Annotated in this window: 22 protein-coding genes; 12 read left to right on the top strand and 10 right to left on the bottom strand. The window is 71.0% G+C overall.

Features of this window, described 5'->3' with window-relative positions:
• Nucleotides 1-257: 257 nt before the first annotated feature.
• Nucleotides 258-425 carry a hypothetical protein gene (locus ACFW01_RS00865; protein WP_384501940.1) on the bottom strand — a complete coding sequence of 56 codons (168 nt, stop codon included), beginning with the start codon at nt 423-425 and terminating at the stop codon, nt 258-260.
• The gene (locus ACFW01_RS00860; protein ID WP_384502129.1) at nt 419-1,165 is read right to left on the bottom strand and encodes an ABC transporter ATP-binding protein; all 747 of its coding nucleotides are present in this window, start codon (nt 1,163-1,165) and stop codon (nt 419-421) included. The genes ACFW01_RS00865 and ACFW01_RS00860 overlap by 7 nt, the downstream gene beginning before the upstream one ends.
• Nucleotides 1,166-1,339: 174 nt before the next feature.
• On the opposite strand from ACFW01_RS00860, the gene ACFW01_RS00855 reads away from it, so the two are divergent.
• The 3 genes from ACFW01_RS00855 to ACFW01_RS00845 all read left to right on the top strand — a co-directional run bounded on the left by ACFW01_RS00855 (nt 1,340) and on the right by ACFW01_RS00845 (nt 4,574).
• Nucleotides 1,340-2,629, top strand: a complete 1,290-nt coding sequence (locus ACFW01_RS00855) for a sensor histidine kinase (RefSeq protein WP_384501938.1) — start codon at nt 1,340-1,342, stop codon at nt 2,627-2,629.
• Nucleotides 2,629-3,261, top strand: a complete 633-nt coding sequence (locus ACFW01_RS00850) for a response regulator transcription factor (RefSeq protein WP_234958184.1) — start codon at nt 2,629-2,631, stop codon at nt 3,259-3,261. The genes ACFW01_RS00855 and ACFW01_RS00850 overlap by 1 nt, the downstream gene beginning before the upstream one ends.
• 143 nt (nt 3,262-3,404) lie before the next feature.
• Entirely contained in the window at nt 3,405-4,574 is a 1,170-nt protein-coding gene (locus ACFW01_RS00845; RefSeq protein ID WP_384501936.1) for a hypothetical protein, read from the top strand.
• A gap of 80 nt (nt 4,575-4,654) precedes the next feature.
• On the opposite strand, the gene ACFW01_RS00840 is transcribed toward ACFW01_RS00845, so the two are convergent.
• The 5 genes from ACFW01_RS00840 to ACFW01_RS00820 all read right to left on the bottom strand — a co-directional run bounded on the left by ACFW01_RS00840 (nt 4,655) and on the right by ACFW01_RS00820 (nt 9,604).
• Nucleotides 4,655-6,028, bottom strand: a complete 1,374-nt coding sequence (locus ACFW01_RS00840) for a carbohydrate-binding protein (protein WP_384501934.1) — start codon at nt 6,026-6,028, stop codon at nt 4,655-4,657.
• A gap of 119 nt (nt 6,029-6,147) precedes the next feature.
• Complete coding sequence (locus ACFW01_RS00835) at nt 6,148-6,333, bottom strand: hypothetical protein (RefSeq protein ID WP_159394621.1); 186 nt, start codon at nt 6,331-6,333, stop codon at nt 6,148-6,150.
• A 10-nt stretch (nt 6,334-6,343) separates the two neighbouring features.
• Nucleotides 6,344-7,312 (bottom strand): LysR family transcriptional regulator, encoded by a 969-nt coding sequence (locus ACFW01_RS00830; protein WP_384501931.1) that lies wholly within the window; start codon nt 7,310-7,312, stop codon nt 6,344-6,346.
• A 90-nt stretch (nt 7,313-7,402) separates the two neighbouring features.
• Nucleotides 7,403-9,157: an NlpC/P60 family protein gene (locus ACFW01_RS00825; RefSeq protein WP_384501929.1), complete on the bottom strand. Its 1,755-nt coding sequence runs from the start codon at nt 9,155-9,157 to the stop codon at nt 7,403-7,405.
• A 15-nt stretch (nt 9,158-9,172) separates the two neighbouring features.
• Nucleotides 9,173-9,604, bottom strand: coding sequence for an ATP-binding protein (locus tag ACFW01_RS00820; RefSeq protein WP_234957940.1), 432 nt, complete (start codon nt 9,602-9,604; stop codon nt 9,173-9,175).
• 220 nt (nt 9,605-9,824) lie between these two features.
• On the opposite strand from ACFW01_RS00820, the gene ACFW01_RS00815 reads away from it, so the two are divergent.
• Complete coding sequence (locus ACFW01_RS00815; protein ID WP_234957939.1) at nt 9,825-10,022, top strand: DUF397 domain-containing protein; 198 nt, start codon at nt 9,825-9,827, stop codon at nt 10,020-10,022.
• On the opposite strand, the gene ACFW01_RS00810 is transcribed toward ACFW01_RS00815, so the two are convergent.
• Nucleotides 9,973-10,872, bottom strand: coding sequence for a helix-turn-helix transcriptional regulator (locus ACFW01_RS00810; RefSeq protein ID WP_384502127.1), 900 nt, complete (start codon nt 10,870-10,872; stop codon nt 9,973-9,975). The genes ACFW01_RS00815 and ACFW01_RS00810 overlap by 50 nt on opposite strands.
• Nucleotides 10,873-10,966: 94 nt before the next feature.
• Between ACFW01_RS00810 and ACFW01_RS00805 the strand changes: the two genes are divergently transcribed.
• From ACFW01_RS00805 to gdhA, 3 genes are all read left to right on the top strand, one after another.
• Nucleotides 10,967-11,749 (top strand): SDR family oxidoreductase, encoded by a 783-nt coding sequence (locus ACFW01_RS00805; RefSeq protein ID WP_384501927.1) that lies wholly within the window; start codon nt 10,967-10,969, stop codon nt 11,747-11,749.
• Between the two features lies 1 nt (nt 11,750).
• Nucleotides 11,751-11,996 (top strand): 4-oxalocrotonate tautomerase family protein, encoded by a 246-nt coding sequence (locus ACFW01_RS00800; RefSeq protein WP_234957937.1) that lies wholly within the window; start codon nt 11,751-11,753, stop codon nt 11,994-11,996.
• 106 nt (nt 11,997-12,102) lie between these two features.
• Nucleotides 12,103-13,464, top strand: a complete 1,362-nt coding sequence (gene gdhA / locus ACFW01_RS00795) for an NADP-specific glutamate dehydrogenase (RefSeq protein ID WP_234957936.1) — start codon at nt 12,103-12,105, stop codon at nt 13,462-13,464.
• A 30-nt stretch (nt 13,465-13,494) separates the two neighbouring features.
• On the opposite strand, the gene ACFW01_RS00790 is transcribed toward gdhA, so the two are convergent.
• The gene (locus tag ACFW01_RS00790; RefSeq protein WP_384501924.1) at nt 13,495-13,854 is read right to left on the bottom strand and encodes a hypothetical protein; all 360 of its coding nucleotides are present in this window, start codon (nt 13,852-13,854) and stop codon (nt 13,495-13,497) included.
• A gap of 49 nt (nt 13,855-13,903) precedes the next feature.
• Nucleotides 13,904-14,260, bottom strand: a complete 357-nt coding sequence (locus ACFW01_RS00785) for a MerR family transcriptional regulator (RefSeq protein WP_384501922.1) — start codon at nt 14,258-14,260, stop codon at nt 13,904-13,906.
• Nucleotides 14,261-14,724: 464 nt separating this feature from the next.
• Between ACFW01_RS00785 and ACFW01_RS00780 the strand changes: the two genes are divergently transcribed.
• The 5 genes from ACFW01_RS00780 (at nt 14,725) to rpsJ (ending at nt 22,096) form a co-directional block, all read left to right on the top strand.
• Nucleotides 14,725-15,372, top strand: coding sequence for a hypothetical protein (locus ACFW01_RS00780; protein WP_064729350.1), 648 nt, complete (start codon nt 14,725-14,727; stop codon nt 15,370-15,372).
• Between the two features lie 321 nt (nt 15,373-15,693).
• Nucleotides 15,694-16,065, top strand: coding sequence for a hypothetical protein (locus ACFW01_RS00775; protein ID WP_234957933.1), 372 nt, complete (start codon nt 15,694-15,696; stop codon nt 16,063-16,065).
• A 90-nt stretch (nt 16,066-16,155) separates the two neighbouring features.
• On the top strand, nt 16,156-20,685 hold the full coding sequence (locus tag ACFW01_RS00770) for a DUF6531 domain-containing protein (protein WP_384502125.1): 4,530 nt from the start codon (nt 16,156-16,158) through the stop codon (nt 20,683-20,685).
• Between the two features lie 42 nt (nt 20,686-20,727).
• A complete protein-coding gene (locus ACFW01_RS00765; RefSeq protein ID WP_234955392.1) occupies nt 20,728-21,351 on the top strand; it encodes a hypothetical protein in 624 nt (207 codons plus the stop codon).
• A 436-nt stretch (nt 21,352-21,787) separates the two neighbouring features.
• A complete protein-coding gene (gene rpsJ / locus ACFW01_RS00760) occupies nt 21,788-22,096 on the top strand; it encodes a 30S ribosomal protein S10 (RefSeq protein WP_003948644.1) in 309 nt (102 codons plus the stop codon).
• The last annotated feature ends 13 nt before the right edge of the window (nt 22,097-22,109 follow it).

Here is a 22,109-nt window from a genome sequence, read left to right as displayed (position 1 = left end):
CCGGTCGGGTTGTGCGGGTGGTGTTGGCGTGGGCGTTCGTGCCGGTTGGTTTGCTGCTCACGCGGTCGGTGTGGCGGGTGAGCGGCGACGGCCCTTGGGTGGGTGTGTGCGTGGCGGGGTTCAGCACGGGTGGGCCTCCGGTCGGGTTGTGCGGGTGGTGTTGGCGTGGGCGTTCGTGCCGGTTGGTTTGCTGCTCACGCGGTCGGTGTGGCGGGTGAGCGGCGACGGCCCTCGGGTGGGTGTGTGCGTGGCGGGGTTCAGCACGGGGCGGCCTCCGGCCGGGTCGGTGGCGTGGCGATGGGGTCGGCGTGCGCGGTGGCCTCTTCGCCGTGGACGTGGGCGAGCCGTTCCGGCTCCCGGGCGGGTGCGGCTGACGACGAGGCGAGGGCCGGTCCCAGGACGGCGAGCGGCGCGACACTCAGCACGGCACGGCCTCCAGCCGCGTCATGCGGGACGCGATGTCGTCGGCGCCCGCGCCGGTCAGTTCGCCGTGGACGTGGCCGTCGACGAGGAAGACCACGCGGTCGGCGTAGGAGGCGGCGACCGGGTCGTGGGTGACCATGACGACGGTCTGGCCCGCGTCGTCGACCATGCCGCGCAGCAGGGCCAGCACCTCGTGGCCGGTCCGTGAGTCCAGGGCGCCGGTCGGCTCGTCGCCGAAGAGCACGTCGGGGCGGGTGATCAGCGCGCGGGCCAGGGCGACGCGCTGCTGCTGGCCGCCGGACAGCTCGGTGGGCCGGTGCTTGGCCCGGTCACCGAGTCCCACCTGCCGCAGCACCTCGCGCACCCGCGCGCGCCCGGGCCGGCGTCCGGCCAGCCGGAGCGGCAGCGCCACGTTCTGCTCGGCGGTCAGCGACGGCAGCAGGTTGAAGGCCTGGAAGACGAAGCCGATGCGCTCGCGGCGCAGCAGCGTCAGCTTCGTCTCGCTCAGCCGGGTCAGGTCGGTGTCACCCACGACGACCGACCCCGACGTGGGCCGGTCGAGACCGGCGGCGCACTGCAGGAGGGTCGACTTGCCCGAGCCGGAGGGGCCCATGACGGCGGTGAAGCTACCCCTGGGGAAGGCCAGGGAGACCTCGTCGAGGGCCGTCACGGTGTGGTCGCCCGCCCCGTACCGTCTGCTGACGGACCGCAACCGGACCGCGTGGACCGCGCTGTTGTTCATCTGTCCCCACTCCACCTTCTTCGTCGCCTTCTGCGCTGGTGGCTCCACGAAACCGTCCGGGACCCCCGCGGCGCAGTGAGGCGGAGGCGAGATGTGAGGTAGGGCGGGCCATACCCCCGAAGCGCCCCCTGGGCCGATGGTCCGGCCGCGGAGGGGAGTTCTACGGTGATCCGCATGCACCCTCGGAACGTGTGGCAGGCCATGTCCGGCCCGGGCTTCCTGCTGTCGGCGTGGCCCTGGCGCGCGGTCGCCCACCTGGTGACCGGGGCGGTGGCCGGTGCCGTGACCCTGGTGGGGATCGTGGCCGCCACCACCGTGGCCGGTGTCCTCGCCGTCGTCGTGGTGGGCCTGCCGCTGCTGGTCCTCACCGTCCTCGCGGGCATACCCGTCGCCCACCTGGAGCGGTACCGGCTGCGCGTCGTCGACCGCGACCCCGCCCCGGACCGGCACCGGCGGCCGGCCGTCCCGGGGCTGTGGCCCTGGCTGACCACCCGGCTGCGGGAGCGGGCGACCTGGCGGGAGCTGGGCCACGCCCTGCTGTTCGCCGGTCTGCTCTGGCCGGTGGACGCGGTGGTCGTCACCGCCGCCCTGGCCGCACCGCTGTCCATGGCGGCCACCCCGCTGCTGATGGCGACGGTCGGCGGCGGCGAGGAGGCGAAGGTGCTCAAGACGTGGACGGTCACCACCTGGCCGGCCGCGTCCGGCGTCGCGCTGCTCGGCCTGCTGCTCCTCGCCCTGGGCGGCTACGCGCTGGGTCTGGCCGCCGGTGCGCGGGCCGAGCTGACCCGGGTCCTGATCGCCCCGCGCGACGGCGACCTGGGCGCCAGAGTCGTCGAACTGACGCGCTCGCGCGTGCGGTTGGTGGACGCCTTCGAGTCGGAGCGGCGGCGCATCGAGCGCGACCTGCACGACGGGGCGCAGCAGCGCTTGGTCGCCCTGACGATGGCCCTCGGCCTGGCCCGGCTGGACGCGCCGCCCGGCCCGCTGGCCGATCAGCTCGCCAAGGCGCACGGCGAGGCGGGCAGGGCGCTGGAGGAACTGCGGGAGCTGATCCACGGCATCCACCCCAAGGTCCTCGCCGACTACGGCCTGGCGGCCGCGGTGGCCGACGCCGCCGACCGGTCGGCCGTGCCCGTCGACGTCACCCTGGAGCTGGCCGGGAGGCTGCCCCAGGCGGTGGAGGCCGCCGCCTACTTCGTGGTCCGCGAGGCCCTCGCCAACGTCGGCAGGCACAGCGGCGCCGACCGCGCGGAGGTGACCGGCGGTCACCTCGACGGACGGCTGTTCCTGGAGGTCCGCGACGACGGCCGGGGCGGCGCCGACGCCGGGGCGGGCAGCGGGCTGACCGGTCTCGCCGACCGGGTGTCGGTGCTGGATGGCAGACTCTCCCTGTCCAGCCCGCCGGGCGGACCGACCCTGTTGCGCGTGGAGATTCCTTGCGAGTGGACCGAACGCTTCGCGTAGTGCTGGCCGAGGACAGCGTGCTGCTGCGGGACGGGCTGACCGGCCTGCTCGCCCGCTGCGGGCACGAGGTGGTGGCCGCCGTCGGGGACGCGGAGGCGCTGGTCGCGGCGGTGGCGGAGCACGCCCCGGACGTCGTGGTCACCGATGTCCGCATGCCGCCCGGCTTCCAGGACGAGGGCCTGCACGCGGCGGTGCGGCTGCGGGAGCGGAGCCCGGCCCTGCCCGTCCTCGTCCTCAGCCAGTACGTGCAGCGCACCTACGCCGCCGAGCTGCTGGACTCCGGCGACGGAACGGGCGTCGGCTACCTGCTCAAGGACCGCGTCGGCCAGGTCGAGGAGTTCGTCGAGGCGCTGACCGAGGTCGCGGACGGCGGCACGGTCGTCGACCCCGAAGTCGTACGCCAGTTGCTGCGCCGCCGCCGGGATCCGCTGGAGCGGCTCACCCCGCGTGAGCGGGAGGTGCTCGCGCTGGTCGCGGAGGGCAGGTCCAACGCGGCGGTCGCCCGTCAACTCGTCGTCTCCGAGGCGGCGGTGGGCAAGCACATCGGGAGCATCCTCACCAAGCTCGACCTGCCTCCGGCGACCGAGACCCACCGCAGGGTGCTGGCGGTCCTGGCGTATCTGCGGGCGTGAGGCGGCCGGTCGCCCGCCCGCGCCGGCGGTTGTGATTGGGTCACGAACCCATCGCTGCCCTGCACTTCTCCCTCACGCAACGGCACGATTGATCGCCGGAAGTTCCCGCCGGCCGCCGCCGTCCCGCACCGGAAAGTGAGTCCGTGAGTACCGTCCCGCCCCCCGACCGTTCCGACGACGACCCGTCGTCCTCCCTGTCCGACGAGCAACTGGAGTCGTTCCTCCGGGAGGCCGCCGAGGGCGGTGGCGGCTCCGCGCCCAAGGAGCCCTCCGCGCGGGCCCGGATGGTGGCCCGGCGGCTGCGGGAGGAGGACGAGGCGGCCCGGCGCGCCGACCCTCGTGGCGGGCGGAAGGACCAGGGGCCGCCGCCCCCGCCGGGATGGCGTACCGGCCCGGCGCCGTCGGCCGGCGGCTCCCGCAAGCGGGTGGTGGGCGCGGTCGTCGGCGTGCTGGTCCTGGCGGCGCTCGCGGTCGTCGCCGTACGGCCCTCGCTGGTACTGCCCGACGACGACGGCGGCGGCTCCGGAGAGCCGTTGGCGGCCGAGACCGCGCGGCCGACCGGCGCCCCCGGCGACCCCGCCGACTCCGGCCGGGCCACGCCCGAGCACCCCTTCCGCGGCTCGCCCGCCGAACGGTGGGCCGAAGGCGCCGACGCCATCGAGGTACCGGAGGCGAAGGCGCTCTCCGGTATGAGCGAGGACGACGTGGCGTTCGCGCTGCGCCGCACCAAGGACCTGCTGGTCGCCGCCAACCTGGACCCCGGCGTCCTGCGCGGCGGGCAGCCGGACAAGGCGCTGGCCGTCCTCGACCCGAAACAGCCGGAGCTGCTGCCCAAGCTGCGCCGGTCGCTGCGCGCACCGGACGAGGAGCACGACCCGCTCAAGCTCTTCACCCGCTTCGACCCGGCCGAGACCCGCCTGGCAGGCGACGTGGTCAAGGTGCGCGGGCGCATGACGCTCGCCGCCGGGAAGCCGGGCGTCGTGAAGGTCAACGCCGACTACACCTTCGTCTACCCGCTGGTGCGGACCGACGACCCCGACGGCCCGGTGGCCCGCACGATCGTCCGCCGCGAACTGACCCTGACGCTCAACGACCCGGACGCCTGGGACGTGACCGAGGGCAGGCTGGTGCTGGAGAAGTACGTCTCCGAGCACAACAACACCGACTGCGACGTCAACGACGGCTACCTGCACCCCGGTTTCGCCGACGACGGCCCCGACGGCGCGCGGCCCACCGGGCCCGCGATCGACCCGTACGACACCACCGAGCCGCTCACGCCGGACGGGTCCTGCGGCCGGGTCACCCGCACCTGACGCCCCACAGCCGCGACCGGGCCCGGGTGCGCTCTCCCTGCGCGCACCCGGGCCCGCCCCCGTCCGCGATGGTCAGCCGCTCACACCCGCTGCCACAGCGCCGGCACGTTCGACGGCTCCCAGCCGCGCTGGGCCTGGTGGCCCTGGAGGCAGCGGTAGGTGGCGCCGGCGTACGTCACCGTGTCGCCCGCCTGGTAGACGGTGCCGGCCGCCCAGGTGCCGCCGGGCTCCCCGGGCTCGCCCGGGTCCTCGCCGCCGTCACCGGTCGTCTTCAGGGTGAGGCCGTAGTTCTGGAGCAGCGGGTTGATCGGCTGGTAGAAGGTCGTACCGCCGCTGCTGCAGTTGCCCGAGCCGCCCGAGGTGACCCCCTGCGCCTGGCTGCCGGATATGTACGAGCCGCCCGAGTCGCCGGGCTCGGCGCACACCGTGGTGCGGGTGACGCCGCTGATGGTGCCCTCGGGATAGGTCACGCTGGTGTTGTGCTGCTGGATGGTGCCGCAGTGCCAGCCGGTGGTGGAACCGGAGCGGCACACGGACGCGCCGACCGGGGCCTGCGTCGACCCGGCGACCTGCACGTTCTGACCGCCGGCCCCGCTGACGTAGGGCGTGGCCGTCCACTGGGAGTTGGTGGCCACCCAGGCCATGTCGCGGCCGGGGAAGACGGACCCCTGGAAGGTGCCCTGGGCCACCCGGTTGGCGCCGCTCGTGCTCGCGCCCGCCCGGCCGCAGTGACCGGCGGTGGCGAAGCCCTGCTGGGTGCCCTTGGTGACGGGGAAGCCGATCGAGCAGCGCCCGCTGTTGTTGATGTAGTACGCCTCGCCGCCCCGCAGGTCGTACAGCGGGCGGGGCTGCTCGGCCGACGTCTCGACCCGCGCGAGCCCGGCGCCGACACCGGCCGCGTCGAGGAGGGCGCGGGCCGCGGACGGGCGTACGGCCTGCACGGTGACCGTGTTCGTGCGCACGTCGACGTACCGGACCGGCGCGTCGGTGGTGTCCCGGTGTGCGGCCGCCCGGTCCAGCCGGGACTTGGCCGCGTCCAGGTCGGCGAGCGAGTGCCGGACGACCTCGGCCACCGCGCCCCGCGCCTCGATCGCCGCCACGTCGGCCGCGTCCGTCGTCGCCACGGTCAGCGTGCCCGACTCGGCGCCCCGCACCCAGGCGCCCGCGAAGTCGCCGCCGAGGTCGGCCCGCAGCCGGCCCGCGACGGCACCGGCCTCGGCCTCGTTCACGAGCCGGCGTTCGGCCTGCTCCCGGCCGAGGCCGAGGTCGCGCTCCATGGCCCGGAGCAGGGCGGGCGGGGCGGCGTCGGCGCGCAGCGACTCGGCGGCCGTGGGCGCGGCGGGGGAGGGTGCCGTCCCGGCGCTCGCGGAGCCGCTGAGCCCGGCCACGAGCAGGGCGGCCGTCGCGGCGACGGCGGCACCCACGGCTCTGGTCTGTCGGTGTCGGTGGGGCATGGGGGATCTCCTCGGTCTCGGTGGGGAGGTGCCGAAACCGTAGGGAGGAGCGGAGGGCTGCCGTAAGACGTCGCTTGGCCCTCTGGGCGGCGTTATGGAACGCGGCGCACGGAAGCGCGTCAGTCCTTGCCCTGGGCGTTGCGGTCGACGTAGGCCCTGGCGCCCCAGACGCCCAGCGTCACGCAGCACATGGTGACGCCGAACCACGCGGCGTCGGCCCAGGTGTCCTGCCACAGCCGGGAGACGACGCCCATGCAGGCACTCAAGACGGCCGCCAGGGCCACGAGCTTCAGCCATCGCCTCATGCCGCCCCGCCTACCCCGGCCGGCCACCGGCATACGGGACGGGGTGCGCGGACAGCCACTCGGTGTAACTGTCACTGCCCGCAGCCACGTCCGCGTGCGCGCCCCGGGCCTGGGCGAGGACGGTGGCCGCGAGGTCCGTCAGCTGCGACACACCGTGCCAGCCCAGCAGGTGCCGCCAGGCCAGTGGGTTGCCGGTGAGCGGGCGGGTGACGATGCCGGGGGTGGTCGGGAAGGTCGCCCGGCACAGGCCGACCGCCCGGCCCACCCGCACCAGGTGGACGAGGGACGCCGTGTCCGTCTCGTACATGCGGCGCGGGGTGAACCCGGCGCGGGCGCAGGACGCGGTGAAGCAGTCGCCGAAGCAGCCGTCGCCGGGTACGCACGCCCACTCCTCGCCCGCCAGCTCGGTCAGGTCCACCTCCGGCCGGCCGGCGAGCGGGTGGCCGCCGGGCATCATCACGAAGACCGGGTCGACGGCGACCTCCCGCCAGACCAGCCCCTCGGCACCGGGCGGGGCCGCCGATCCGCAGGTCCCGGCGAGCGCGAAGTCCAGCCGGCCGTCGGCCAGCTGCTCGGCCAGATCCCGCTCCGACCAGGACGTGCAGGTCGTCATCCGGGCGTCCGGCGCCACGTCGGCGAGCCGGTCCACCAGGGCGCCGAGGAGCGGCCCGTGGGTGCCGCCCAGCCGCAGGTGCCGCGCGGTCCGCGGCGCCCGCGCGAACCGGGCCGCCTCCTGCTGCAGCTCGGTCACCGCGGGCAGCACGATCCGGCTGCGCTCCAGCACCAGCTCCCCGAGTGCGGTGGCCCGCACCCCGTGCCGTCCCCGGACGAACAGCGCCCCGCCCAGCGCCCGTTCGATCCGCTTCAGCTGCGCGCTCAGCGCGGGCTGCGCCAGCCCGAGCGCGGTCGCCGCCCTGGTGAGGCTGCCGGCGTCGGCGATGGCCCGGACCGTCCTGAGATGCCGCAACTCCAGCTCCATGAGGGGAGCTTGCGGCGGGGGAGGGGCGGGGGCAAGAGTCTGGTACAGACCAGAATGGGTCGCCCGGCGTACGGAGGGCCGCCGAACAGCTCAGACGCGGTGCACCGTGTGCAGCGTCCTCGCGTACGTGCCCGTGCCGTCCAGCAGCGAGGCCCCGCCGAGGTCGGACATGGTCGGCCCGTTCGCCGTCTTGCGGCTGGAGAGGAAGCGGCGCCCGCCCGCGCTGTCCTCGCCGAGGTAGATGCCGACGTGGTCCGCCGTCGCGGTCTCGGTGTCGTCCCCAGAGTCGGCGTTGAACAGGACCAGGTCGCCGGGCTGGAGCTGCTCGGCCGCCGGCGGCTTCGCCCCGTCCGTCCGCGCGACGCGCACCCCGGGCGCGTGGTCGGCCATGTCCCGGGACTTGCGGGGCAGCCGCGTGCCCGAGGTGTCCTGGCCCGCCGCCAGCGGTACGCCCAGGTGGTGGCCGTAGACCATGCGGGTGTACCCCGAGCAGTCCAGGTTCCCGGCCTGCTTGGCGGACGGGCCGGTGTAGGTGCCGTCCGGGAAGGTCCAGCCGCTGTGCATGTACTCGTGGAAGTCGGCGCCCTCGTATCGGTAGCCCCGCGGATCCAGGTAGCCGTAGCCCGCCTCGCCCATGACCTGCCTGCCCTCGGCCGGCCCGGCACCGGCGACCACGGGGGCGGCTCCGGCCAGGAACATGGCGGCGTACGCCAGGACGTCCGGCGCCGTCGAGCCGCACCAGCCGCGCACGATCTCCTCCAGCTCCGGTGTCCAGGTTCCGTCGAAGGGCTCGGGCAGCACCCGCACCCAGGAGGAGTGGGTGACGACGGGAGGCGCCGCCCAGTCCGCGGCCGTCACCTCGTACCGGCTGACGAGCAGCGTCACCGGCAGGTTGGCGCAGCCGCGGTTGGCGAGGGCGCGCAGGCCGACGCGGCCCTTGCCGAAGGTGGCGTCGGTGACGTCGAAGGCCCACCCGGACGGCTCGGCGCCGGCCGAGGGCCAGGCCTTGGCACGGATACGGGTGCCCTCGCGCCGCACCCGTATCGTCCAGTCGGTACCGGCCGGCACACCGGTGGCGAGCGTCACCGCCGCCGCGAGCTGGGTGACCGTGTCGTCGACCTCCTTCTCCACCCGGAACTGCACCGCCCCGGACGTGGTGAAGGAGAGCCTGGCCCGGTAGTTGTTGTGGGTGTTCTGGTACCCGAACGACAGGGCGTACGAGCAGGCGTCACCGGCCGGCACCTTGTCGAACCGCGCGACGGAACGCACGTCGACGTCGGTGATCTCGTCGTCCCGCAGGGTGGCGTGGCGGCTGGCGTAGTCGGTACTGAGGGCGATGGCCCCGGCCCCCGGTCTCACCGAGTAGTCGGCGTCCACCGGCCCGAGGGTGGACCAGCTCCCGCCGCCGGGTGAGGTGCCCCAGTACGCGCGGTCGTCGGCGGGCAGCGCCGGGTCGGGCAGCGTCCGGACGAAGTCGTCCACGAACGGCTTCTTGTTCTCCGTGAACGTCCGCTGCGGGCCGGGCAGTACGACGGTGCGCGCGCCGTGCGTCAGCAGTGCGACGCGTCTTCCCCCGGAGGTGACCTCGGTACGGGCCGGGGTGCCGGGCAGCACGGTGGTGGTGAGGCGGGACGCCAGGGTGAGCCGGCTGAACCACGCCGGGTCCAGCGGGGGCGTCGTCACGGAGGAGCGGGCCGCGGTCAGGGTGCTCGGCGCGCCCGCCGGCGCGGCCGCGCCCTGCCCGGCGGCACGCGCGGGCGAGGCGGCGGCGGTGCCGCCCAGCGGGACGGTGGCGGCCGAGGCGGCGAGGAAGGTGAGCACGTTGCGGCGTGAGGTGTTCGTCATGTCGGACATGATCCTTCACGGGGCGTACTCCGCGGCCTGGCAGCTCAGTTCGGCCCACACCGTCTTCCGCGGAAAGCGTCCCTCCACGACCCCCCACCGGTGCGCCAGCGCCTCGACGAGCAGCAGGCCGCGCCCCGACTCCGCGTCCGGGTCGGGCGTCCGCGGGCAGGGGAGCCGCTCGCCCCGGGTGTCGGTGACCTCGATCCGCAGGAAGTCCCCGACGACGTACAGCGTGAGCCGGAAGTCCCGCCCGGGGACGCGTCCGTGCTCCGCCGCGTTCGCCGCCAGCTCGGCGACGATCTGGCGCGCGGGGTCCAGGGGCAGGCCCCAGCTCCGGAGCTGCTCGGTGGCGAGCAGACGGGCGAGGCGTGCCCCGCGCGGCGTGGGGGAGAGCTGCACGCTGAAGTTGCGGACGGCCGTCGTGAGTTCGGCGGATTTCTGGTTCACGTCACTCAGCGTGGTGGTGCGTGCGTACGGTGAGAAGTGACTCAGTGGGTACGTACAGTCACTGTCGGGTGGTTGTCCGCCGGTGTCGGGGCTGTCGGGGCGGGGCGTACGGGTAGGGCGCTGAGGGCAACACGGCCAGCACGACGTACGGCACCATCCGGGCGCAGGCTCTCCCGTCGAGGGAGTCGCACGCCTTCATCGAACAACTGCTGGGAGAAACATGATCCGCAAGGCCGAACTGGCGTGGTTCAAGAGCAGCTACAGCGGCGGAAACGACGGCAACTCCTGCGTCGAGATCGCGAAGACCCCCGGCACGATCCACGTCCGCGACTCCAAGCACGTAGAAGCGGCGGGCCCCCGCCTCGCGCTCACCCCGACCGCCTGGGCGGCCTTCCTGCCGTACGCGTCGCAGGACTGACCGCGGACGGTGTGACGACCTCCTGCGTCCCCACGACCGCCAGCAGCTCCAGCAGCCCCGCGCTCTCCGTCCCCACCGCCGGTGTGAACCAGAGCAGCCGCTGACGTCCGTCCTCGCTGAACAGGTTGAGGCAGTTGACCTCGATCAGGCCCAGCGTGGCGTGGTTGAGCCGTTTGCGGTCGTCGCGCCGGAAGGCGACGTCGTGGTCGGCCCAGAGCGCGGCGAACTCGGGTGAGACGTCGAGCAGCGTACGGATCATGGAGCCGGCTTCCGGATCCCGCGCGTCCCTGCGCGCGGCGGCGGCCCGCAGGTCGGCGACGAAGGCGCGGGACTGACTCTCGTGGTCGGCCTCGGGATACAGCTCCCGCGCCGCCGGCTCGGTGAACCAGCGGTGCACGAAGCTGGCTCTCGGCCCCCGCAGCCCGGACTGGTCCCCGAGCAGCGCCACGGCCAGCGGATTCTGTACGAGGGTGACGTGCAGGTCGGTGATCACCTGGGCCGGGGTCGCGGGCATCCGGCCGAGCAGGTCGAGCATGCCGGGGTGGACGTGCGAGGCGGCCCCGCCCTGCACGGGCACCGGCCGGTCGGCGAGCCGGTAGAGGTAGTCCCGCTCGTCGGCGGAGAGCCGCAGCGCCCGCGCCAGCGCGGCGATCATCTGCTCCGACGGCTGCGACCCGGCACCCCGCTCCAGCTCGTTGTAGTAGTCCACCGACGCCCCGGCGAGCTGGGCGACCTCCTCGCGGCGCAGCCCCGGCACTCTGCGGCGCGGCCCTGACGGGAGCCCCACGTCCGACGGCCGGATGCGTTCGCGCCGGGATCGGAGGAAGGCCCCCAGCTCGGTGTACTTCACAGCGCCCATGCACCCATTCTGCGCCCGGCCGGGTCGGCCACCCAGGGGATGACATCCCCTGGATGCGTGGGCCGGGGCGGCGCAGGGTGAAGACATGACCGACATGACACCGAGCACACAGCGGGCCCAGTACGACCCCGCCGCCCCCGGCCCACGGGTCGCCGTCGTCACCGGCGGCTCCCGCGGCATCGGCCGGGCCGTCTCCCAGAAGCTCGCCCGGGACGGCCTGGCGGTCGTCGTGAACTACGCGCGCGACGCGGCGTCCGCCGAGGAGACGGTCGCGGCGATCACCGGGGCCGGCGGCCGGGCGGTCGCCGTACAGGCCGACGTGGCGGACGAGAAGGCGGTCGCCGCGCTGTTCGACCGGGCGGAGCGGGAGTACGGCGGCGTGGACGTGGTGGTGAACGCCGCCGGGCGGATGACCCTGTCGACCGTCGCCGACCTGGACCTGGCGGCCCTCGACGCCATGCACCGCACCAACATCCGCGGCACCTTCGTCGTCGCCCAGCAGGCCGCCCGGCGGCTGCGCGCGGGCGGCTCGCTGGTGACGTTCTCGACCTCCGTGGTCGGCACGCAGTTCCCCGAGTACGGGGCGTACGTGGCGAGCAAGGCGGCGGTGGAGGGGATGACGCTGATCCTGGCGCGGGAGCTGCGCGGCCGGGACGTCACCGTGAACACGGTCGCGCCCGGCCCGACGGCGACCGATCTCTTCCTCAACGACAAGACCCCCGAGCAGATCGACCGTCTCGCGAAGGCCCCGCCACTGGAGCGGCTGGGCAGCCCCGAGGACATCGCCGAGGTGGTCGCCTTCCTGGGCAGCCCGGCGGGCCACTGGGTCAACGGCCAGGTCCTGCGCGCCAACGGAGGGCTGGTCTGACATGCCCTTCGCCGAGTTCAAGGTCCCCGCGGGCACTCTCACGGCGGCCGACAAGAAGAAGCTGATCGAGCGCACCACGGACCTCTACGCGGAGATATACGGGGAACGCGCCCGCCCCACCACCGTCGTCCTCGTCGAGGAGGTCCCGGACGGCGGCTGGGGCGTCGCCGGGAACGTCCTCACGGCGGCGATGCTGGGCACGGGCACGGGCACGGGCACGGACGATGGGGGCGGCGGCGGGGCGTGACGGCCGGGGAGGGCTTCGTCTCATACCGTGGCCGAGTGCTGGCCAGGACGTTTACCCGCACGTAACACTGACCCGGAACGGTGCCACCGATACCAGAGAGGTCCACGTGACGACGACGCGACCCGACACGAAGACCACGCTTGCCCGTCTCCTCACGGAGATCGAGCACCGCAACCCGGCCCAGCCCGAGTTCCACCAGGCGGCCCGCGAGGTCCTGGAGACGCTCGCGCCGGTACTCGAGGCACGCCCCGAGTACGCCGAGCCGGGTCTGGTGGAGCGGCTGGTGGAGCCGGAGCGCCAGGTCGTCTTCCGGGTCCCGTGGCAGGACGACAGGGGCCGGGTGCACGTGAACCGGGGCTTCCGCGTCGAGTTCAACAGCGCGCTGGGCCCGTACAAGGGCGGCCTGCGCTTCCACCCCTCCGTGAACCTGGGCGTCATCAAGTTCCTGGGCTTCGAGCAGATCTTCAAGAACGCCCTGACCGGCCTGGGCATCGGCGGCGGCAAGGGCGGCAGCGACTTCGACCCGCGCGGGCGCAGCGACGCGGAGGTCATGCGCTTCTGCCAGTCGTTCATGACCGAGCTGTACCGGCACATCGGCGAGCACACCGATGTGCCGGCCGGCGACATCGGCGTGGGCGGCCGCGAGATCGGCTACCTCTTCGGCCAGTACCGCCGCATCACCAACCGCTGGGAGGCCGGCGTCCTCACCGGCAAGGGCGCGGGCTGGGGCGGCTCGCTGATCCGCCCGGAGGCGACGGGCTACGGCAACGTCCTCTTCGCGGCGGCGATGCTGCGCGAGCGCGGCGAGGACCTGGAAGGCCAGACGACCGTGGTGTCCGGCTCGGGCAACGTCGCGATCCACACCATCGAGAAGCTGACCGCCCTGGGCGCGAACCCGGTCACCTGCTCGGACTCGTCCGGCTACGTGGTCGACGAGAAGGGCATCGACGTGGACCTGCTCAAGCAGGTCAAGGAGGTCGAACGCGGCCGCGTCGGCACGTACGCCGAGCGCCGTGGCGCCTCCGCCCGCTTCGTCCCCGGCGGCCGCGTCTGGGAGGTCCCGGCGGACGTCGCCCTCCCGTCGGCCACGCAGAACGAACTCGACGCCGAGGACGCGACGGCCCTGATCCGCAACGGCGTGAAGGCGGTCTCCGAGGGCGCCAACATGCCGACCACCCCGGACGCGGTCCACCTCCTCCAGCAGGCCGGTGTCGCCTTCGGCCCCGGCAAGGCGGCCAACGCGGGCGGCGTCGCGGTCAGCGCCCTGGAGATGGCCCAGAACCACGCCCGTACGTCCTGGCCGGCGACCCGTGTCGAGGACGAACTCGCGGCCATCATGACCGACATCCACACCACCTGCCACGCAACCGCCACCCGCTACGGAGCCCCCGGCGACTACGTCACCGGCGCCAACATCGCGGGCTTCGAGAGGGTGGCGGACGCGATGCTGGCGCAGGGCGTCATCTGAGGAGATCACCCCCGCCGAGCGCTGGGGGGTTCAGTGATCGGAGTAGCTGAAATCACCCACGGTCCAGGCGCTGACGTCCTCGATCGCCACGCGGTACATCCCGCCCGTTTCCGGGATTCCCATGGTGCCCTGGAGGATCCGGGCGACATGGAAGTGCAGGTGCGTGGGTGGCCCGTCCTTCTCCGCGTGAGCGTCGAAGACGGCGGAGAAGTCGCGCAGGTCGGCTGAGTCGGTCAGTACTTCCGACACCCGGCGCCTCCAGACCCTCTCGGGGGCCAGGCGACCGGTGATGACAGCGCCGTGGGTGACCACGGTCAGGGACATCCGGCTGCTCTGTCCGGACTCCACGAGGGCGGCGATGTCCATGAGCAGCTCGTCAGGCTTCGGCATGACCACGGATTTTATCCGCCGCATCGCCGGAGCGGACCGCTCGGTGGGATTACCGGGCGGGACGAGCCCTCCCTGACGGGTTCCCGGCGGCCCCGACGCCGCCCCGCCGCAGCTCGGCGTTGATGCGCTGGGCCTCCTCGAGCTGGTCCTCGAGGATGATGATGCGGCAGGCCGCCTCGATGGCGGTTCCCTGGTCGACCATCTCGCGGGCGCGGGCGGCGATCCGCAGCTGGTACCGGGAGTAGCGGCGGTGGCCGCCCTCGGAGCGCAGGGGAGTGATCAACCTGGCCTCTCCGAGGGCCCGCAGGAAGGCGGGCGTGGTGCCGAGCATCTCGGCCGCGCGGCCCATGGTGTACGCGGGGTAGTCGTCGTCGTCGATGGGGTCGAGCGGTGTGTCTGCGGTCATCTGCACCTCTGCTTGACGGGTTCGGGGCCTGCGTAAACGGTCGAGGGGCCTTGGTGCCGTACGGCACCAAGGCCCCGAGGGATTTGTAACACCATCTGCCGGCTGGCTACTTCACTGCCGGCCTTCTGCTTCCGTCCCGGGCCCCGTCGAGGGGCGGGCGGATGAGGGATCGCGGATGCGTGACCGTGGGACCACCTTCCGTTCCGGGGCCTGCGGTACCCGGTGAGAACGTTCTCCACCGGGCGATCCTGATGGCGTCCTCCTCCTTTTCTCCCTGACTTCTTGGCTACAGCAGAAGATTAACCCCGGAAGCCGCCGAATGTCTACAGCGGCCACGACAGATTTTCCCCCAAACGGGTGAGTGATTATCTGCCGCGAGCGCCCCCTGGCCCTGTCGGCCGCTCGAACGGTGGGACGATGACGGCACGGATCATCGAACGACGCACGGGGAGGCCGGTCACGTCATGGCCCGTTACACGGAGGCACTGACCGTCGAGCGAGGCGGGTTCCGGATCAAGGTGCCGGAGTCCTGGTGGGAGTTCGACGTCCGCCCGGAGTCCCGGGACGACTCGATCCGCCGCATGGTCGACGACCGCGTCCGGCGGTACCCGGAGCTGGCCCCGTCCCGCTCCGCGTACATCACCTTCCTCCAGAAGGCGGCCTCGGACGCGTGGAAGTCGGGCGCCCTGTACTGCGGCTGCATGGCGGAGAGCTTCGGCGGCGACACCCCGATCACGGGCTCGGTGACGGTGTCGCTGATCGGCGGCCGCACGTCCTCCGGCGACCCCCTCCCCAACGACCCGGCCGCCATAGCGGGCCAGTTGGCGGTCAAGGAGGCCAGGAAGCCCGGCGACTCCTGGCGCAAGGTGACCACGGTCGACATCCCCGGCGTGGGCCCGGCCGCCCGCACCCAGGGCGTGGAGGACATCCCGGTCCCGGACGACGCCCTGAACCGCACGGTCCGCGCGGTCCTCATGCAGACGTACATCCCGGTCCCCGGCCAGGAGGGCAAGGTCGCCCTGGTGGCGGGCAGCAGCCAGGTCCTCGACCTGGCGGACTCCTTCTTCGACATCTTCGACGCGATCACTTCCTCGTTCCGGTTCGTGGGCTGAGCCCCGCCTCAAGACACGGCGTTGGTCCGCCCGCACGGACACCTTGCTGCGCGGAGCCGGGTGGCGACCGGACCGCGCGGTCCCGACGGTCGATCCTGCGTGAGCGCGGCGGGTTCGCACCTCACGAAGCCGCGCGCCGCTTCCCCGGACCGGGCAATGGAGCAGGTACCAAGAGAATCCGACCCGGGGCCCACTGAAAGGACGCGCACGGTTGTGACAGCCGAGCTGGACTGGGACTCTGGCGAGGGCCTACTCGGTATCGACAACCCCGCCGTATGGGATGCGGCCTACGAACGTGGAGAGCGCCACCTGGGAACTGCCGTGATCGGGTTGGCCTTCAACTGCCCGCTGGAGGAGGCGTCCCCTCGGATCATCCGGGCGATGCGGTTGCCGGACGTCGCCCAGCGCGGCTTCGCGTACACCGCGGCGGGCATCGCGGCCCGGCTGAACGGCGAGTTGACGCCAGAGTTGTACGCCGCGCTGCGGGCGGCGGGCCCCGGCCGCAGAAGCATCGCCGTGAACGCCGTCGACGACACCATGACCTTCGTGCCGTTCCGGCACCTGCCGCTGTGGCTGAAGGGATGGAAGATCGCGTCAGGCGTTCTGGACAAGCTGGAGACGTGGCGGTTGGAGGCGTCGTACGCGCTCATCGACGCACGTGAGGCCCTGCGCCGACGCCGCTCCAGGCACTGAAGCCAGCACTGTCTTCGAACGCACGTGTCTTGTAAGTTCACGTGTGCATACGGTTGTTGCTGATGTGCGTGCGTCGACGGGGGTTGCGTGATGGTGGGCCACAGGCCGAGTGACTGGCATGTCCTGGACCTGGACAAGGACCCGACCCCGGGCGACCCGCAACGCGTCCGCACGCTCGCGAAGACGTTGCACGACTTCGCGGACGACGTGTCCGAGGCGCTGCGCCTGGTGAAGGGCATGGCGGGGGAGGGCACGCTCGCGGAGTGGGCGGGCAAGTCGGCGACGGTCTTCAAGGAGGAGTTCTCCGGCGTCCCGAAGAACCTGAAGAAGCTCGAGAAGTCGTACGGGATGTGCGGCGACGCGCTCGCGGACTTCTGGCCGAAGCTGGAGCGCGCCCAGGCCTTGGCCGACCGGGCCCTCGTCAAGGCGCGGGAGGCCCGTCAGGACCTCACTTCCGCGCAGTCGAAGCTGTCCTCGGCGGACTCGTGGGTGACGCGGGCGTCGAAGGAGGCGGACAAGTACAAGGACGATCCGACGGGCAGCAAGTCGGACGGGGACAAGCCGGACGAGGCGAAGGTCCGCGCGGCCACCCGTGACGCGCAGCACGCGAAGACGGCGCAGACGAACGCGCAGTCGGCGGTCGATTCGGCGCAGAGCGCGCTGGACGCGGCGAAGAAGATGGCCGAGGACGCGCGCAAGATGCGTGAGGACGCGGCCCGGGACGCGAAGAACAAGATCGACGAGGCGTCCGACGCGGGTATCCAGAACCGTTCGTGGTGGGAGGACGTCGGCGACTGGTTCTCCGACAACTGGGACACGATCGTCGCGGTCTGCAAGGTCGTCGTCGCGGTCGTCGGGATCGTCGCGATGATCATCGGCGGCCCGATCCTGGGCGCGATCGTGCTGGTCGCCGCCTTGGTCGTGCTCGCGGACACGCTCTACAAGTACAGCAAGGGCCAAGCCTCCCTGTGGGACGTGGGGCTAGCCGCGTTGGACTGCATACCCGGCATGAAGGGCCTGACCACCCTCGGCGGACTCGCCAAGGGCGCGAAGGCGCTGGGCAAGACGGGCCTGAAGGGCATGGCTCTCAGCGCCCGTGGGGTCGCCAAGAACGCCAAGACAGCGGTCGCCGATGGCGCCAAGGGCGCCTACAACCGGCTCAAAAGCAAGATCAAGGGTTGTGGCGACCCGGTCGACGTCGCTACCGGCGAGATGTTCCTGGTCGAAACCGACGTGTCCCTGCCCGGAACTCTGCCATTGACGTTCACTCGCAGAGCTGCGTCCGACTACGGATGCGGATGGTGGTTCGGCCCCAGTTGGTCCTCAACTTTGGACCAGCGTCTGGAGATGGACGAGGACAGCATCTACTTCGTCACAGAGGACGGCATGATCCTCGTCTACCGTGTCGAAGACTCGGCAGAGGGCCCTTGGCTGCCCGAAGCGGGCCCCCGCATGCCCCTGAAACGGGAGGCTGACGGGACGTACCGAGTAGATGATCTCCTGACCGGCCTCAGCCGCCGCTTCGCGCCGCGGCCCGACGGCATCGCCTGCATCATCAGCATCACTGACCGCAATGCCAACAGCATCACCTTTGATTACGACGGCTCCGGCGCTCCAGTCGGAATCCGGCACTCGGGCGGTTATCACCTCACGTTGACCACCGTCGAGGGTCGCGTCACGGCTCTGCAGCTGGTCGGCGCAGAGGACTGTTCCAGCACCGTTGTCAGGCGCTACTGCTACACCGACGGCAACCTCACGGACGTCGTCAACTCATCAGGCTTGGCTCTCACCTTCACCTACGACGAGCGCCTGCGCGTGACGTCGTGGACCGACCGCAACGGCCACCGGTACGCGTATGTCTACGACGATCACGGTCGATGTGTCTCACAAACCGGCGAAGCCGGACACGTCGCCGGTACGTTCACATACGACGAGGCGATATCCGCTTGGCCGGGATGTCGCGTCACCAGTTACACGACGACCGACCAGGCGGTCACTCGGTTCGTTGTCAACGAGGACAGTCAGGTCATCGCTGAGATCGACCCCCTTGGCCACTGCACTCGAGCCGAGTACGACGACCACCACCACCTACTGTCACGTACGGACGCCCTTGGGCACACCACGCGCTACGAGAACGACACAGTCGGTCGGCCCACGCGTGTCTCGCTGCCGGACGGCGGCATGGTCACTGTGGAGTACAACGCGCTACACCTGCCGATCCGCGTCGATCTGCCGGATGGGACGCGTTGGCGACACGCCTACGACGAGCGAGGCAATCGGGTTTCCTCTATCGCACCGGACGGTGCTCGAACTCGGTTCGCCTACGACGATCGCGGTTCGGTCACATCGATGACCGACCCACTTGAGGTGACGACGGCCGTCCGCTGCAATTCCGCCGGCCTACGGTGCGAGATCACCAATGCCTTGGGGGAGCGGACTGCCCGCACCTACGACTCTTTCGGCCGTCTCAGTGGTGTCACGGATCCGTTGGGAAGCACGACCAGGCTGTGGTGGACGGTCGAAGGCCGAATAAGCCGTGTCCTGGACCCGGACGGTGTCGAGGAGGAGTGGACCTACGATGCTGAAGGAAACTGCACCTCACACCTGAAGCCGGGCGGTGCCCTCACTTCCTTCCAATACGGTCCCTTCGACCTGCTCACGGCGCAGACAGAGCCTGATGGGGGCCGCTACGAGTTCGCCTACGATGCAGCGCTGCGCCTCACGCGGGTGACCAACCCCCTCGACCTGCATTGGGAATACCACTACGACGCAGCGGGTCGGCTCGTTGCCGAAAAGGACTTCGACGAGCAGCAGACCACGTATGAGCGGGACGCGGTCGGCCGGTTGTCGAGGCGGGTGAATCCGGCGAGTCAGGAAGTCGGCTACACGTACGACATGATGGGCCGGCTCCGCTCCAAGACGGTCGATACGGAGCCCGTCGAGTATGTCTACGATGCGATGGGACGCTTGGTCCGCGCCGTAGGGCGGGGCTGTGACCTCCGGTTGGAGCGGGATCACGCAGGACGGATCATTGCCGAGCGGGTAAACGACCGTTCGTTGGTGTCGAGTTACGACGCCGCCGGCCGACGTGTCGAGCGAGTGACGCCGTCCGGGGCCCGCGCTCGGTACGGGTATGACGCCGTCGGACGGACGGCTCGTCTGGATACCTCAGGTCACGCCATCGAATTCGGTCACGATCCCGCCGGGCAGGAAATCAGCCGACTCATCGATTCCTCCCTGCGAGTCGACCGGACCTGGGACGCGAGCGGTCGGCCTGTCGCAGAGCGGTGGACGACTGCGAACCGGCAGGTACAGAGCCGTGCATATCAGTACGGAGTGGACCGGGGTCCGAGCCAGATTTCTGATGCCATCGATGGTTCCGTTGCTGTGGATACGGACTCAATGGGGCGAGTTCGGAGACTGGAGGGGGAAGGGCGCTCTGAGGGTTACGCCTATGACGTGGCCGGACACCTCACTTCTGCGTCATGGTCCGGGTATCCGGGCCTGGACGAAGTGCAAGGGAGCCGCTCCTACTCCGGCGGCCGCCTGGGCCGGGCGGGAGGAGTGCGCTACGTCTACGACTCCGCCGGACGGGTCATCGAACGTCGTAAGAAGCGTCTGTCCCGGAAGCCAGCCGTCTGGCAGTACCTCTGGGATGCCGAGGATCGACTGACGTCCGTCACCACACCGGATGGCGCAGTATGGCACTACACCTACGACCCTCTCGGCCGCCGCATTGCAAAGGAGCGGCTGAGCGACGACGGCCATTCAGCCGTGGAGCGAACCGACTTCACCTGGGATGGCTCGACTCTTGCAGAACAGACCACCAACGAGCCGGATCTGCCGAATTCGATTACCCTCACCTGGGATCATTCCGGACTCCGGCCCATCGCCCAGACCGAACGACTGACCGGCTCGGCCACGCAGGAAGAAATCGATGCGCGCTTCTTCGCGATCGTCACCGATCTGGTGGGAACTCCCACTCAACTCGTTGATCCGCAAGGCGAGGTGACGTGGAGAGCCCGGCGAACGATATGGGGTGCTACGGCTTGGCCCCGACAGAGTCCCGCGTATACCCCACTTCGCTTCCCTGGGCAGTACCAGGATCCTGAGACAGGACTGCACTACAACTATCACCGTCACTACGATCCCGAGAGCGGTCGCTACACATCGATCGACCCTCTCGGACTGGCGCCCGCTCCGGACCCCTACGCCTACGTGACCAACCCTTGGCGACAGATCGACCCCTTTGGTCTCATGTCGTGCGACGAGGAAACCGTCGTTCTTTATCACGGGTCACGGGACTGGAGCGGAGGACAATTCTCGTTGGGTCGCTCTCACGATATGCAGCGGGAATATACACCGGATGCCGGCGTATATCTGACTGACGACTTCAACAGGGCTGCCACACAGTACGCCGGTCCCGAGGGAGTCGTGGTGCGGACCGAAGTGCCGAGATCGTTCGCTGACTCGGTGTTGCGCGAGCACAGTGGGCCCGCCGGGCGTCAGCCGGAGTATTTTGTGGACACTCAAGACGGGGTCGACATTCTGAACGCAGGGTCCCCACGCGTTCTTCCGCAAAGAGATGCGGTAATTCAGCACATGATGGGACAGTTCTAGATTTATGCGAGGAGTCTGGTAGTGGCAGGTTCGATCGTTCCCATGTCGGAGAGCATGCTCGCTCGTGGAGTCTTCGGCCCGCTCGGTGGTGTCGTGGAGGTGGGGGCCGTGAACGTGACCGGCTCCTGGTGTCTCTCGGACGTATCAGTCGGCCACTTCCTGGCCGACCGCTCCGATGACGTGGGGCGCCTGCTCAGCGGTATTCGGTCCGTCTGTCAGTTCAGTGACGCGGGCATGGCCATCGTCGACGAGCTCGGGAGGCTCCGCGACCACGAAGTGCCGGCGGCCTTTCTGCTCCTGTGGTCGGCGGGTGTCACGGGTGTCCCTCAGCCTCTGGAGAAGCTGGAGGAGCCTGCGCTGGTGCGACGCATGTGCCGCATGGCGGCGGACCTGCAGCTCACGCTCCTGCTCCAGGCCCTCGTCACCGCAGCCATCGCGGCGGACACGGAGGCCCCCCGTGGTGCGGAGCAGATCGTCGAGGTGTTGACAATCGCCTGCACCCTGGCGGACCCGAGTGGCAGGAATACTCCTGGCCTGGTCTTCCGTATGTGGCGGGTCGCGCATCTTCCGGGCGTCCTCCGGCCTGAATCGGACGCGCCAGAGGATGGGAAGGCCGGATTCCGTGCATATGATCAGGTTCTGGATCAGTTGCTCGACGCGTACTGACGGCGCCACCGTGGTGGCGAGGTCGTTGGGTTTGACCCCCGCCACCCCCGGGGTATTCTCTCCGGCCCGATTGGCCAGCCCCCCGCCCCGTATGGCAGACTAGCGGGGTTGCTCGGTCGAGTGCCGATGCTGCGCGCCTCCCGCCGGGAGGACCGGAAGCGAGTCCCACAGTACTCGTCGCTCCTGTTCAGGGGCGGACGTACGGGAATCTTCCGGGAAGTGTCAGCGGGGTACCGGCCAGGCGCCCGGTGGGCCTCTCGCCCCCGGTCCGCGGTTCCGGAAGGGCCCGCACCTCCCAGTGCAGGGATGTTCGAACAAGGGACATCTGTGTCAGCGAGAGTGCGACACGCCCGACCGCGTGGGTCGGAGGTGGGGAGTGGAGACACAAGGACCGCCGGGTCCAGAGCGTTACGAGAGACAGGACTACTGAGTAGCCATGGCGGGACAGAAGATCCGCATCCGGCTCAAGGCCTACGACCACGAGGTCATCGACTCCTCGGCGAAGAAGATCGTCGAGACGGTGACCCGCACTGGTGCGTCGGTCGCGGGCCCGGTGCCGCTGCCCACTGAGAAGAACGTGTACTGCGTCATCAAGTCGCCGCACAAGTACAAGGACTCGCGCGAGCACTTCGAGATGCGCACGCACAAGCGCCTGATCGACATCCTCGACCCGACCCCCAAGACCGTTGACTCTCTGATGCGACTCGACCTCCCGGCCGGTGTCGACATCGAGATCAAGCTCTGAGGGCGGTGATCTG

It is taken from the genome of Streptomyces sp. NPDC058985 (assembly GCF_042740985.1).
Classification (GTDB): Bacteria; Actinomycetota; Actinomycetes; order Streptomycetales; family Streptomycetaceae; genus Streptomyces.
The sequence above is the reverse complement of the archived record's forward strand: the minus strand, read 5'-3'. Positions and strand labels throughout refer to the sequence as shown.

Coding starts and splice junctions, on each gene's coding strand:
- ACFW01_RS00860 (WP_384502129.1), bottom strand. CDS start 1,165: ATGAACAACAGCGCGGTCCACGCGGTCCGGTTGCGGTCCGTCAGCAGA.
- ACFW01_RS00855 (WP_384501938.1), top strand. CDS start 1,340: ATGCACCCTCGGAACGTGTGGCAGGCCATGTCCGGCCCGGGCTTCCTG.
- ACFW01_RS00840 (WP_384501934.1), bottom strand. CDS start 6,028: ATGCCCCACCGACACCGACAGACCAGAGCCGTGGGTGCCGCCGTCGCC.
- ACFW01_RS00835 (WP_159394621.1), bottom strand. CDS start 6,333: ATGAGGCGATGGCTGAAGCTCGTGGCCCTGGCGGCCGTCTTGAGTGCC.
- ACFW01_RS00830 (WP_384501931.1), bottom strand. CDS start 7,312: ATGGAGCTGGAGTTGCGGCATCTCAGGACGGTCCGGGCCATCGCCGAC.
- ACFW01_RS00825 (WP_384501929.1), bottom strand. CDS start 9,157: ATGACGAACACCTCACGCCGCAACGTGCTCACCTTCCTCGCCGCCTCG.
- ACFW01_RS00815 (WP_234957939.1), top strand. CDS start 9,825: ATGATCCGCAAGGCCGAACTGGCGTGGTTCAAGAGCAGCTACAGCGGC.
- ACFW01_RS00805 (WP_384501927.1), top strand. CDS start 10,967: ATGACCGACATGACACCGAGCACACAGCGGGCCCAGTACGACCCCGCC.
- ACFW01_RS00800 (WP_234957937.1), top strand. CDS start 11,751: ATGCCCTTCGCCGAGTTCAAGGTCCCCGCGGGCACTCTCACGGCGGCC.
- ACFW01_RS00790 (WP_384501924.1), bottom strand. CDS start 13,854: ATGCCGAAGCCTGACGAGCTGCTCATGGACATCGCCGCCCTCGTGGAG.
- ACFW01_RS00785 (WP_384501922.1), bottom strand. CDS start 14,260: ATGACCGCAGACACACCGCTCGACCCCATCGACGACGACGACTACCCC.
- ACFW01_RS00780 (WP_064729350.1), top strand. CDS start 14,725: ATGGCCCGTTACACGGAGGCACTGACCGTCGAGCGAGGCGGGTTCCGG.
- ACFW01_RS00770 (WP_384502125.1), top strand. CDS start 16,156: ATGGTGGGCCACAGGCCGAGTGACTGGCATGTCCTGGACCTGGACAAG.
- ACFW01_RS00765 (WP_234955392.1), top strand. CDS start 20,728: ATGTCGGAGAGCATGCTCGCTCGTGGAGTCTTCGGCCCGCTCGGTGGT.
- rpsJ (WP_003948644.1), top strand. CDS start 21,788: ATGGCGGGACAGAAGATCCGCATCCGGCTCAAGGCCTACGACCACGAG.